Annotated in this window: 7 protein-coding genes, 6 pseudogenes and 1 other annotated feature; of the genes and pseudogenes, 6 read left to right on the top strand and 7 right to left on the bottom strand. The window is 64.8% G+C overall.

Annotation, left to right across the window (positions count from 1 at the left end; all coding sequences use genetic code 11):
* Positions 1–182: 182 nt before the first annotated feature.
* Positions 183–387: pseudogene (locus tag CBI38_RS31545) on the bottom strand (hypothetical protein); the annotation flags it as partial.
* 948 nt (positions 388–1,335) lie between these two features.
* Here CBI38_RS31545 and CBI38_RS31540 point away from each other — a divergent pair.
* The gene (locus tag CBI38_RS31540; protein ID WP_109335561.1) at positions 1,336–2,349 is read left to right on the top strand and encodes a S1C family serine protease; all 1,014 of its coding nucleotides are present in this window, start codon (positions 1,336–1,338) and stop codon (positions 2,347–2,349) included.
* Positions 2,350–2,525: 176 nt separating this feature from the next.
* Here the strand turns inward: CBI38_RS31540 and CBI38_RS39525 are convergent.
* A pseudogene (locus tag CBI38_RS39525) lies at positions 2,526–2,732 on the bottom strand (integrase core domain-containing protein); the annotation flags it as partial.
* A 285-nt stretch (positions 2,733–3,017) separates the two neighbouring features.
* On the opposite strand from CBI38_RS39525, the pseudogene CBI38_RS40700 reads away from it, so the two are divergent.
* A pseudogene (locus CBI38_RS40700) lies at positions 3,018–3,371 on the top strand (IS30 family transposase); the annotation flags it as partial.
* A gap of 370 nt (positions 3,372–3,741) precedes the next feature.
* Positions 3,742–3,969 (top strand): annotated as a pseudogene (locus CBI38_RS31525) (PhoU domain-containing protein); the annotation flags it as partial.
* Positions 3,970–3,998: 29 nt separating this feature from the next.
* Here CBI38_RS31525 and CBI38_RS31520 read toward each other — a convergent pair.
* Positions 3,999–5,271, bottom strand: a pseudogene (locus tag CBI38_RS31520) (IS3 family transposase).
* Positions 4,868–4,999, bottom strand: a sequence feature (AL1L pseudoknot). (Overlaps the previous pseudogene by 132 nt.)
* 49 nt (positions 5,272–5,320) lie before the next feature.
* On the opposite strand from CBI38_RS31520, the pseudogene CBI38_RS31515 reads away from it, so the two are divergent.
* The 3 genes and pseudogenes from CBI38_RS31515 to CBI38_RS39520 form a co-directional block, all read left to right on the top strand.
* Positions 5,321–5,560: pseudogene (locus CBI38_RS31515) on the top strand (phosphate signaling complex PhoU family protein); the annotation flags it as partial.
* Between the two features lie 352 nt (positions 5,561–5,912).
* The gene (locus CBI38_RS31510; protein ID WP_109335558.1) at positions 5,913–7,352 is read left to right on the top strand and encodes an ISNCY-like element ISRjo3 family transposase; all 1,440 of its coding nucleotides are present in this window, start codon (positions 5,913–5,915) and stop codon (positions 7,350–7,352) included.
* Positions 7,353–7,689: 337 nt separating this feature from the next.
* The gene (locus CBI38_RS39520; RefSeq protein WP_230990384.1) at positions 7,690–8,697 is read left to right on the top strand and encodes a hypothetical protein; all 1,008 of its coding nucleotides are present in this window, start codon (positions 7,690–7,692) and stop codon (positions 8,695–8,697) included.
* A gap of 103 nt (positions 8,698–8,800) precedes the next feature.
* Here the strand turns inward: CBI38_RS39520 and paaI are convergent, their stop codons facing one another.
* The 4 genes from paaI to CBI38_RS31480 all read right to left on the bottom strand — a co-directional run bounded on the left by paaI (position 8,801) and on the right by CBI38_RS31480 (position 12,215).
* Positions 8,801–9,169, bottom strand: coding sequence for a hydroxyphenylacetyl-CoA thioesterase PaaI (paaI, locus tag CBI38_RS31495; RefSeq protein ID WP_109336074.1), 369 nt, complete (start codon positions 9,167–9,169; stop codon positions 8,801–8,803).
* 20 nt (positions 9,170–9,189) lie between these two features.
* A complete protein-coding gene (locus tag CBI38_RS31490) occupies positions 9,190–9,501 on the bottom strand; it encodes an EthD family reductase (protein ID WP_109335556.1) in 312 nt (103 codons plus the stop codon).
* A complete protein-coding gene (gene paaZ, locus CBI38_RS31485) occupies positions 9,498–11,525 on the bottom strand; it encodes a phenylacetic acid degradation bifunctional protein PaaZ (RefSeq protein WP_109335555.1) in 2,028 nt (675 codons plus the stop codon). The genes CBI38_RS31490 and paaZ overlap by 4 nt, the downstream gene beginning before the upstream one ends.
* Positions 11,526–11,597: 72 nt before the next feature.
* The gene (locus tag CBI38_RS31480) at positions 11,598–12,215 is read right to left on the bottom strand and encodes a TetR/AcrR family transcriptional regulator (RefSeq protein ID WP_109335554.1); all 618 of its coding nucleotides are present in this window, start codon (positions 12,213–12,215) and stop codon (positions 11,598–11,600) included.
* Positions 12,216–12,274: the final 59 nt, after the last annotated feature.

The raw sequence follows: 12,274 nt of genomic DNA, 5'->3' as shown, positions 1-12,274 counted from the left end.
CAACCGACCGGCTCTGGCCGCACGTACATCGCGAACATGGCTGGTGCTGAGCATGGTTCGGTCTGCGACGTGTTTCTGCGTCGGCGACCGAGGCTGAATCGACCGGCGGACACAACACCTTCGCAGGGAGCGGGGTGGTACTCATCAAACGAAATACCCCCGCAGTCTGGTGGTGCCCTTAATTCCGCCAGGTCGGCGACGGCCTGCGCCCAGAGGAAGGACTTTGTTGTTGCCCAAATCCGCCACCGTCTTGATGTTGAAGGCGGCCTCGAGGTGTTCGGCGTCGGATTCGCTCACACCCTGAAGCGCGGCGATCGGGGCCTGCGCGAGCTCGTCGACCGAAAGGGTCTCGTAGGCCTTGTCGAAGTTCGACGCGATACCTGCCATGTGCTCGTCCTCCAGTCCGCGTCGGATCGATACATGGCCCGGTCTAATCGAGCGGACTGGGATCAATTAATGCTTCGGAAATATGGCCCCGTTCTTCTTCACCGGGAGCGTCAAGGTCACGTAGCCCATGCCTCCTGCCGAATCCGCATTTCATGTACGCGCAAACAGGCTTGCATGGCGCCCAAGACGTTCGAGTCGCCCGCCGTGTCGGACACGCCGCGCAACAAATGAGCCCGGACGCCGCGAGCGCGCGTACGGTGACCTTTCGACCCGACTGCACTCGGTCAGGACCGGATCCCATCAGCCCAACACGGCCGTCGGGGGTAGTGGGATCCCACCTTTTCTGTGCGTTCGTCCGGCTCGTGCACAACGCGGCGGGCAAAACGGCCATCAGCCTTCGTAGCGATCCAAGGCAAGGGCACGGTCGTGCGAGATGGAGACTCACATGCCGGCCAAGGATGTGGTTGCGAAGACGAGCGGACCGTGACCGGTTCGCCCCGCATCGGCGCCCGAGAATCGTGAATCCCCACGGACCTGACAGGTGCCGCTGCCTCGACCAGGTCCTTCATTCCTCACGTACCGGCAGGTGCTCGGTGATGGAACCATAAGTTCCTGGTGCAGAAGCGAACCAGCGGCGAAATTCATTTTCCGACTGTCGGTTTATCCATCCATTGGATCCATCCAGACCGGATTCCGCTGGACGGCGCCCGAATCGGTCGCGTCCAAGGTTAGTGGGTTTGAAACTACCAGTAGCGCCATATGATACGGAGCGGCTTGGCTCGCAGTAGTGGAGACATGTGCACTGCGGTCGTCGATGTCGATTGGCGATGGGTATTCGTCGCGGGTCGGGAGTCGCCGACCATGGGCGGCGCCAGGGTATGTTGATCTGGTGGGCCCGCTGGCGGCAGGTACTTGTATGAGACCGATTCCTCACGGAGGCGGTCGCTGATGCAGGTGCCGTCGACCGTACGCTCCTCGATCTGGGCGCCGCTGGTCGCGATCGTGGTCCTCCTCGCGGGATGCGGCGGCTCGGCTCCCACCACCTCGACCCCCGCCGCCGCGCCCGCCGTGGACCTGCCGGCACTGGTCCGGCAGGTGGAGGCCTCGGTCGTCACCGTGCTCACCGGGTCCGGTGTGGGCAGCGGCATCGTCTACAAAGCCGACGGCACCATCCTCACCAATGCCCACGTGGTCGAGGGTGCCCGGCAGGTGAGCGTGGCCTTCGCGGACGGGCAACAGGTGTCTGCGAACGTGCGGGCCGTCGATCGGGTGGCCGATGTCGCGGTCCTTCACGCGGACCGCACGGGTCTGACTGCGGCGACGTTCGAGACAGCGCTGCCGGAGGTCGGCGCGCTCGCGGTGGTCATGGGCAGCCCGCTGGGATTCGAGGACACGGTCACCTCGGGCATCATCTCCGGACTGCACCGCCAGATCCCCGGGTCGGCCTCCACCGGGGCGCCGCTGGTCGACCTGATCCAGACCGACGCTGCGATCTCGCCGGGTAACTCCGGGGGTGCGCTGATCGACGGACAAGGGCGGGTCGTGGGGATGAGCCAGGCCTACATTCCCCCGTCGGCGGGTGCGGTGGCTCTGGGTTTCGCCATCCCCGCGGCGGATGTCGTCGATGTCGCGGATCAGCTGCTGGCCTCCGGAACCGCCCAGCATGCGTACGTCGGCATTCAGCCAGGCACGCTGACCCCGCAGATCGCCGAACAATTGGCGGTCGACCGCACCAGCGGTGTCGTCGTCCTCGAGGTTGTCCCGCTCGGTCCGGCTGCGACGGCGGGTATCCGGCCCGGCGATGTCATCACCGCGGTCAACGGTCACGACACCGAGTCGGCGGAGGACTTCATCGCGGCGCTCCGTGCCGTTGATCCGGGCGATCGAGTCGACCTGACCGTGCTCCGCGGCGGCGAGACCCAGCAGATTTCGGTCACCGTGACAGACCGACCCGCCAGCTGAACGACGATTCGAAGAGCGGACACCGCCCGAAGCGGGCGTCGACGGGAGCCAGTACCGGGTGACCGCCCCGAAGGTCACTGAACCGTGCCGGATTTCTTGTCGCTCCTATTGCTGGTGACGGCTCCGGTTGGAGAGTCGACTGTTGAGCGTAGTAAGCCGCCTCGTATTCGCCGTGTGACGTAGTCGAGTCGACGGTGGAGTCGGCCGCCGTTGAACCAGTCGACCCACTCCATCGTCGCGTATTCGACGTCCTCGATGCACTTGTAAGGCCCCACATGGAACGGGTTGTTCTTGGCCATCACCTCGGTCTTGAACAATCCGATTGTCGTCTCCGCCAACGCGTTGTCGCAGTCCCCGATGCTTCCGATTGACGCTGCAAACCCCCACACCGACATGCATCTCGCACCGGAAACGATCTACCAGCCGTCCCGTGGCGGTTTGTCTCGCGGGAAGAAACCATTGTTGCGGACGGGTCGCATCCTGCGACGGCCGCGCCGCCAAACCCAGACCCGGAACCCCGGTTCACGGCGCCGATGGTGATGGTCGACCAGCGTCCGGACGAGGTCGCCGACCGGATCGTGCCCGGCCCACTGGGAGACCTACCTCACGGACGGACCCCGGACATCGTCCGCGACGTCCTCATCGCCACCATGCAAGCCTTCCCGACGCAGCTTGCCCGCTCGGTGACATGGGATCATGGCACCGAACTGGCGCGCCACCACGAATTCACCACCGCGACTGGCCTACCCGTGTACTTCTGCGAGCCACACTCACCTTGGCAACGACGAACCAACGAGAACACCAATGGGCTTCTGCGACAGTATTTTCTCAAGGGCACGGACTTGTCCCGGCACACCCGTGCCCGCCTCGACGAAGTGGCCGCCGAACTCAACGATCGACCCCGGAAGATCCTCGGGTGGGACACCCCCGCGGAACGACTGGCCACGCTGATCGGTCCTGGCTGGGCGCATCACCCGACCACCGCCGGTCAGACTTCGACCGAGAATTCGGCATGTGGGTAGCAACGAGAACACCGCTGTTGGGCGAGCCCGATCATGCCTTCGAGTAGCCAATCACGGCGCCGGCGTCGACGGCCAGCGGAAGCGAGCGGCTCACCGACCGTGTGGTGCCAATCGAGTCCTGAGCGGGCGACGTCATCTGTGTCCGCCTGTCCCGCGGCTGCGTTTCATCCGCTCAATCTACTTCTGCCAGATGAGGCTGGCGCGGGTCGATGATCAGTCGAACAGACCAAACGACTGTCCAACCGCCCCTTTCCGCCGGTGGTCCGCAACGCGGCCCGTTGCAGATCGCGAACCTGTGGTTCCCTGAACCGATCGGCGGATGGCTGGCCCGGGCTGGCGGGGGCCAGCAGGGTGTATGACGATGATGCACATGCGGACGAAGTTTCACGAGCGCCTCGACGAGCTGACCGACCGGTTGGCGATGATGTGTCACCTGGCGGGGGAGGCCATCGCGGTGGCCACCGATGCCCTGGTACACGCGGACCTTCCGCTGGCCGAGCGGGTATTCGATCTCAACGACCAGATCGAGCAGTTGCGGGTGCCGTCCGAGGAGCAGGCGCTGGCGCTGCTGGCGTTGCAGGCACCGGTCGCGCGGGATGAACCATCCCGGGTCCGATGCACACACTGTTATTTGTGTGCGACCGGTTGATCGGCACGTTCTGCAGCGTAGTACCTGGCCTCGTACTCGGTGGGTGGGATCCGCCCAAGGCGGTGCATCAGCCGGTCGGTGTTGTACCAGTGCACCCACGCCGAGGTGGCCTCCTCGACGTCGCTGACGGTGCGTAGCGGCCCGATGCGGAACGGGGAGTCGTCGGCGATGCACTCGGCCTTGTAGAGCCCGACCGTCGTCTCGGCGAGGGCGTTGTCGAAGGCGTCGGCCACCGACCCGATCGACGGCAGCAGTCCCTGCAGGAACAAGGTCTCCCCGAAGCGCAGAGCCGTATATTGCGACCCCGCGTCGCTGTGGTGAATAGTGTTTCCGCGCAATGGGTTACCTTGCATCGTCCGCAAGGTGCAGGCCTGGTTCACCGCCCGCTGCACGAACGCGGTCTCCTTCGACGTCGACACCTCCCAACCGACGATCGTGCCGGCGAACGCATCGATGACGAACGCCGTGTACGCGAAGCCGGACACCATCCGGACGTACGTGAAGTCCGCGACATAGAGCGCGTCGGGCCGATCGACCCGGAAGTTCCGGTCGACCAGATCCGGCGGCCGCGGCGCCGACGGCTCCGGCACGGTGGTGCGGACCCTCTTCGCCCTGCTGGCACCGCGCCACCCGTTGACGCGCATGAGCCGTTCGACGGTGCAGCGGGCCACCTCGATGCCCTGACGGCGCAGGTGGGCCACATCTTCAACGAGCCGTACAGCGACTCCGGCCTGCGTCGACCGTGCTCGTCCCGCTCGACGTAGTAGGAGGCCAGCACCGCGGTGATGGTGGCGTCCCACAATGCCCGTTTCGACAACGGCCGGCTGCGCCAGGCGTAGAAGGTTCTCGGGGCGATCGTGCACCCGTGCTCGGTGAGCACCCGGCAGATCGGTACGACCCCGAACTGATCGCGGTGTTCGGCGATGAACCGGCAGATCACTTGCGTGGCGGGTCGCACTCCCGCGCGAAGAAAGACGTTGCAGCCTTCAATATTTCGATGGTCTTCTCGAGCTCGGCGTTCTTCCGCCGCAAAGCCCGCAGTTCGGCCTCAGCCTCCGATGCCGACGCAGCCGGGGTGCCGCCACCCGCCGCCTCGGCCTTGCGGACCCACACCCGCACCGTCTCCGTCTTCAGGGACATCCGCTCGGCGATCGTACGGATCGCCTCGTACTCCGAGGCGTACTCGTCACGGTGTTCGAGGACCAGGCGCACGGCCTTCTCCCGCACCTCGGCTGGATAGACATTCGGCATAAGGATCACCTTCCCAAGAAAGAAGGTGTGCATCAAACTCGGGACGATTCAGGACCTACGCCAGGTCATCACGGGTGTATATCTGGTAGCGGATCTGAGCCGGATGGGTGGGTTGGCCCAACATGTGGCCGAAAGCGTGCGCCGCCGCCACCCCGAGCACGTCGCCTCCGGGGAAGCCGAACAACTCCTCGCCCAGATGGGGCGCGTCGCGGCCGAGTCTGCCGGGGCTGCCGAACGGGTACTTCGCACCCGAGATCCCGAGCAGGCCGCCGAACTCGACAAACGAGACTACTGGCCAGCGCGAGCACGACTGGACAAGGATCCTCGAATCAGCCGCACCATCGTGTCGGGATTGCCTGGAACGACAGAGCAAGTCCAGCAATACGAGGCACTCACCACTTATGCCCGCGCAACGTACGATGATGACAGGCCGCTCGCGCTGGCAATCGAGACATTTCGCTTCGCCGCGACCGTCTACGGCATGGACTATCGCGATCTCTGCGATGCCGCACGAAGCGATTTCTTCCAGAGCAGCTAGCTACTTCGACCTGAAAAAGTCGGGGTGTGGCGGTACGTGATCAGCCAGTCCTGAACCGGAACAATGGCCTCAACCCGTTGGGCTAGAAGGGATCGAGGCCATCGTGTTCCGTACCGTAGGCGATCAACCGTCGTTGTTCGAGTCGGTGCTGCCGCAGGAGTTGCTGCGGCTTCCCGCGGAGCTCGAGCGAGTGGATGCGCTGTTGGATGATCCGGCGTTCTTCGCACCGTTCGTTCCGTACTTCGACCCGCGGATCGGTCGTCCGTCGACGCCGATGGAGACCTACCTGCGGCTGATGTTCCTCAAGTTCCGCTACCGGCTCGGCTACGAGAGCCTGTGCCGCGAGGTGAGCGACTCGTTCACCTGGCGCCGGTTCTGCCGGATCCCCTTGGACGGGTCGGTGCCGCACCCGACGACGTTGATGAAGCTGACCACCCGCTGTGGCCCGGCGGCGGTGGTCGGGCTGAACGAGGCGCTGCTGGCCAAGGCCACCGAGGCCAAGGTGCTGCGCACCACCACGTTGCGGGCCGACACCACCGTGGTGCCCAGCAACGTGTCCTACCCCACCGACTCCGGTTTGCTGTCCAAGGCAATCCGACGGATCGCGGCCACCGGCAAGCGGATCCAGGCCGCCGGTGGAGCGACACGCACCACGGTCCGGGACCGATCCCGTGCAGCGGGCAAGCGGGCGCACTCGATCGGTTTCAAGCTGCGGTCGCGCAGCGCCGCCGGACGCGACGAGGCCCTGGCGGCGGTCCGGCGCACCACCGGGGAGCTGGCCGACCTGGCCGAGACCGCCGCCACCGATGCCGAACGGCTGCTGACCAACGCGAAACAAGCGCTGCGCCGGGCACGCACCAAGGCCACAGCCCGGAAGGCCCAGGGCGAGCACGACGGGGCCGCGGGCCGCCGGCGCGGACGCCTGGCCCGCGCCATCGACGACCTCGAGGACCTGGTCACCGCCACCCGGCAGATCACCGCGCAGACCCGACAGCGGCTGGCCGGGCAGACACCGGACGGAGCCACCCGGCGAGTCAGCCTGCACGACCCCGACGCCCGGCCCATCGCCAAGGGACGGCTCGGCAAACCGGTCGAGTTCGGCCACAAGACCCAGCTCGTCGAAGGCGACGACGGCGTGATCGTGGACCACAACGTCGAACGCGGCAACCCGGCCGACGCACCCCAGCTGGCCCCAGCCGTGGATCGGGTCCGCACACGCGCCGGCCGGCCACCCCGCACGGTCACCGCCGACCGCGGCTACGGCGAGAAAGCCGTCGAGGACGACCTCCGTGACCTCGGCGTGCGCCACGTCGTCATCCCCCGCAAGGGCAAACCCTCAGCTGACCGGCGAGCCGAGGAACACCGCCCGGCGTTCCGACGAACAATCAAGTGGCGCACCGGAGTCGAAGGCAGAATCAGCGCCCTCAAACGTGGATATGGCTGGGACCGCACCCGCATCGACAGCACCGAAGGCGCCAAGATCTGGGTCGGCCACGGGGTCCTGGCGCACAACCTGGTCAAGATCAGCACCCTGGCAGCGTGAAAGGCGCCGATCGGGGGGAATTGCGGCCAACCCAATCCCGACCGGCCGAGAACGGCCGAATCATGCTCACCGGGGCGCCTCGTTTTTCAGGTCGAAGTAGCTAGGCGTACACCGCCCGGGGCAACCGGCGTCGGTCGTTCTGGCCTCCAGCAATGTGCGTATGGTGAACGCGCCCTTCGCCAGACGATTGCGATTGCAACATTGCAAAACACATGCAGCCACACAACCAGCAGTGACGAGTCCTCGTCCGGTCAGCGATCGAGGTCTGGCACGTTCTCGACGCTTCCGTGGTGTCGCAGGTGACACCACGAAACGCCAGAACGGTCACACTGGTCGAATGAGCATCACACGGTGTGTCGATCTGTCGGCCGCGCGCTGGCTCGAACAACGAGACGAGAACTGGTCGCGGCTGGCGGCCCGCGACCCGGTCGCCTTCGACAAGTACGCACGCTTACGGTTCATCCCAGACCCGGCCTATCCGGCACAAACGGAAGGTGATGCCCAACGCGACCCGGAGGGGCTGTCGGACAACGAACAACTTGGGGTCGTCCTGGCTGAGCTTGCCCACTACACCGGCACGCCTGATGACTGCTACTTCTGCATCTGGGATGGGTGGCCGAGCTTCACCGCAGACGATCCGACACCGAAGATCTCGATCCCGGGCCGCGACTACTTCCTGTTCCACGGAACCCTTGAGGACGTCGCCGACTGGGACGCCCAGATCAAGACACTGCTGGATGACATTGAAGCACCTACCCCCGCGTTCGTGTGGCCAGCCGATCGCACGTGGTGCGTGACCTGCGACATCGATCCTCACTTCGCGTCGATCGGCGCAAGCCCGGCCGCGATCGATCGGCTTAAGGTCCGGTTTACCGGTGATCGGGTGTCGTTCGACGGAGCGGAGTTCGCCGTCGAACAGGCGTTGTTTAATCGGGCGGAATTCGTCGGCAATGGGGTGTCGTTCAGCAAGGTCCGGTTTACCGGCAATCAGATGTCGTTCGATCGGACGGAGTTCAAAAGTAAGCAGGTGTCGTTTAACGGGGCGGACTTCACTGGCGATCAGGTGTCGTTTGGTGGAGCGGAGTTCGCCGGCGGGCATGCGTCCTTCGACGAGGCACAGTTCACCAGTACGCGAACGAACTTCACCCCCATCCTGTCTGACGGCGTAATCTGGTCGTTCGTTGGCGCGAACCTTACGAGCATGGCCGAACTACCCGACGGGCTGTGCGCGAGGTACAGCCAGAGCACCATCTGGCCGCAACACCTCGGTGACATACCAGAGAACTGGGTCATTGTGCAACGTCAACGGCGTTTCACAGATATCGACCGGGAAGATCTTGCCTGACGTTAGGACAGTGATGACGCTCGGCGAAAGTGCTCCGTCTTGCTCGGTGAAAGTGCCCATCTGTGAGCGGTGATTACTGTAGCGCTTGACAGGTAGTCCGAGGTCACCGACTCACGGTACGACTGTCACCTCGGAATTCCGCGACCACCTCGTCACCACTGGTGACGGTGACGTCGTAGATGCCGTTGCGCCCGAAGCGGGCACGCTCGACTGCGTCGGCGACAAGAACGTCGCCGGCCTTGGTCGGGCGTAGGTACCGGATGTCGCAACGTGCCGCGACAGCCGGATCGTCGTAACTGTTGCAGGCCATCGCGAAGGTCGTATCGGCGAGGATGAACACGTAGCCGCCGTGGGTGATGGCGTGACCGTTGACCATGTCCTCGGTGACCGTCATCGACATCCTCGCGTGCCCGTCATCAAGTTCGATCAACTCGATGCCGAGCTTCTGCGACGCTGCATCGACGGCGAACATTTCCCGTGCGATCTGGTGCTTCACGCCGGACGCACTTCTTCCTGGGTGAACATCGTGACACCGCCGGTTGCGAAGTTCCGGACGTCCTTGCCCGCTGTCCTCATCTCCGGTGATGCCAGACCGGCTTGCAGCGATGCCTTGTCGGCGAAGTACAGGTTGGCGACCGCGTAGTACGGCGGCTCCGAGCCATCCATCGAGCGGACCTTGCCCCACGTGAAATCCGTCAGACCGGGTACGGCCTTCGCCAGCGGAACGTGCGTGGACGTGTAGTACTCGTCGAACACGGTGGGGTCTTCGGGCTTGCCGTAGCAGACGGCGACGCGGAAGCTCATGCCTTCTTCTCCGGCTTCGCGACGAGCGTGAGGACGTCGTAGGTGGCGACAGGATCGCCTTGCTGGTTGAGGACCACCGCATCCCAACGGACCTCGCCGTAATCTGCACTCTGACGAGGGGTGATCAGCTTGGCCGTCAAGGTCACCGTCAGCGAATCCTCGGCCTTGACCGGTGTCAGGAAACGCAGGTTGTCGACGCCGAAGTTCGCGAGCACGGGGCCCGGCGCCGGGTCGACGAACAGGCCCGCCGCGAGCGAGACGACGAGGTAGCCGTGAGCGACGATGCCGCCGAAGAGCGGATTGGCTGCTGCTGCCTCGGGATCGGTGTGTGCGTAGAACGTATCGCCGGTGAACTCGGCGAAGTGGTCGATGTCGGCGCGGGTCACCTGACGGGGTCCACTGACGATCGTGTCGCCGAGCTTCAACTCGCCGAGGTTCTTCCGGAAGGGGTGTACGTCGCCGGTCGTCTGGACAGAACCCGTCACCCACTTGTTTCCGACAGCCGTGAGGACGTCGGGGGTTCCCTGAATCGCTGTGCGCTGCATGTGGTGCAGCACGCCGCGCATACCGCCGAGCTCTTCACCGCCACCGGCGCGACCGGGGCCGCCGTGCACCAGGACGGGAAGCGGCGAGCCGTGTCCGGTCGATTCCTTCGCGTCCTCATTGTTGAGCACGAGGATTCGGCCGTGGTACGGCGCAGAGCCCAGAACGATCTCACGCGCGATCGCGGAGTCCTTGGTGACGAGCGACGCGACCAATGAGCCCTTGCCGCGTGCGACCAGGTCCAGCAGATCGGCGGTGTCGTCGTATCCGATGACTGTGGAGACGGGCCCGAAAGCTTCGATCTCATGGGGTTCGGGGGCTGCCTTGTCCCCGGCCTTCAGTAGAACCGGTGCCATGAAAGCACCTGGGCGGGAGTCGACGTTCTCGGGATCGCCGTACACTACGGTTGCTGACTTTGTGAGTGCACGAATGGATTTGAGAACCTCATCGCGCTGATCGATGCTGGCGAGTGCGCCCATCGTGACGCCCTCGGTGCGGGGATCGCCGACGACGACCTTGGCGAGCCGCGTCTTCAAGGCCTCGATGACGGGCTCGACCATCGCCTGAGGTACCAGAACACGACGGATGGCCGTGCACTTTTGGCCGGCCTTCACCGTCATCTCGGCGAAAACCCCCTTGACGAACAGATCGAACTCGGGATCGTCCTGTGCGACATCGGAAGCGAGGATCGACGCGTTCAGCGAGTCGGCCTCGGCGGTGAATTGCACGCCGTCGCCGACGACGTTCGCGTGTGCACGCAGCGACGCCGCGGTGTCGGCCGAACCGGTGAATGCCACCGAGTCCTGACCACCGAGGTGGTCGATGATGCCGCGTGCACTTCCGCACAGAAGCTGCACGGAGCCCTCCGGGAGGACGCCGCTTTCGATGATGCGGCGGAACACGAGCTCGGTGAGGTAGGCGGTCTGACTTGCGGGCTTGACGATCGTCGGAACACCGGCGATGAAAGCGGGAGCCAGCTTCTCCAGGAAGCCCCACACCGGGAAATTGAACGCGTTGATCTGCACGGCAACGCCGCGACGCGAGGTGTAGATGTGCTGGCCGAGAAAGGTGCCCCTCTTGCCGAGCTGCTCGACCGCGCCGTCGAGGTACACAGTGTCGTTGGGGAGTTCCCGTCGAGCCTTGCTGGCATAGCTCAGGATGGTGCCGAATCCGCCATCGATGTCGATGCCGGAGTCGCGCTGGTTTGCGCCGGTGTGCACCCCGAGCTCATAGAACTCTTCCTTGCCGGCCATGAGCGTGAGGCCGAGCTGCTTGAGAAGGGCGGCGCGCTCGTGGAACGTCAGCGCGGCCAGCGCTGGGCCACCGACGGTGCGGGCGTAATCGATCATTCCGGTGACGTCGAGACCCGTCGACGAGATTCGAGCGACCTCGCTGCCGTCGATTGCGCTGAGCAACGGGGTGCCCTCGTCGCTTGCAGCGAACCATCGTCCTTGTGCGTAGCTCTCCAGCAGTCTGCTCACAACATCTCCATCTCACCGTACGTTCGGTCGGTAATTACGATGGCGTGAGTGAAGGCCTCTTGTCAAGAGGGACTACTTCGGCTGCCGCTTGAGCCCGTCGAACGTCAGCGCCACCACAGCGTCGGCCAAGGCCTGGGCAGAGCCACCGGTTCGGGGCTTGTACCACTCGATCAGCGAGTTGACGGTGCCGAACAGCAAACGTGAGACGAGCGCGGGATCGATGTCGGCGCGCAGGTCGCCCTCTTCCGCAGCAGCGACGACCAGCGCCGAGACGAAGGCGTCGAATTCGCGCCTGCGAGCGAGCGCCCGCCGCTCGACGTCGGTGTTGCCACGGACGCGCAGCAGCAAGGTGACGTAGGGCAGTTCGGCGACGAGGATTTCCACGCTTCGCCGGACCAGGTATTCGAGCCGGTCTATGTAACGGCCCGCGGTTGCCTGCTCCTCGGTGGTGACGGCGAACAGTGCGTTCAACGCGCGCGAGAGCGCCAGTTCGAGCAGTTCGGACTTACCGGACACGTGGTGATAGATCGCCGACTTCGTAATGCCGAGCCGCTTCGCGAGAACCTCCATCGACGTACCGTCGTACCCCTTGTCGTTGAAGACCTTGACCGCGACGGCCAACAGCGAGTCGAGGTCGTATCCGGGGCGTCCTGGAAGCCCTGTTCTGCGCGGAGCACGTGCGGTTGTCATGGCGACATCTTCCCAGGTGTTCTCCGATCACACAGCACCGCGCCGCCCAGCTCTTGCAA

This window comes from Rhodococcus oxybenzonivorans (assembly GCF_003130705.1).
GTDB lineage: Bacteria > Actinomycetota > Actinomycetes > Mycobacteriales > Mycobacteriaceae > Rhodococcus_F > Rhodococcus_F oxybenzonivorans.
The sequence above is the reverse complement of the archived record's forward strand: the minus strand, read 5'-3'. Positions and strand labels throughout refer to the sequence as shown.

Excerpts from the sequence above, each read along its gene's own strand:
- CBI38_RS31540 (WP_109335561.1), top strand. The coding sequence starts at position 1,336 with ATGCAGGTGCCGTCGACCGTACGCTCCTCGATCTGGGCGCCGCTGGTC.
- paaI (WP_109336074.1), bottom strand. The coding sequence starts at position 9,169 with ATGTTCGCCGTCGATGCAGCGTCGCAGAAGCTCGGCATCGAGTTGATC.
- CBI38_RS39520 (WP_230990384.1), top strand. The coding sequence starts at position 7,690 with ATGAGCATCACACGGTGTGTCGATCTGTCGGCCGCGCGCTGGCTCGAA.
- CBI38_RS31480 (WP_109335554.1), bottom strand. The coding sequence starts at position 12,215 with ATGACAACCGCACGTGCTCCGCGCAGAACAGGGCTTCCAGGACGCCCC.
- CBI38_RS31490 (WP_109335556.1), bottom strand. The coding sequence starts at position 9,501 with ATGAGCTTCCGCGTCGCCGTCTGCTACGGCAAGCCCGAAGACCCCACC.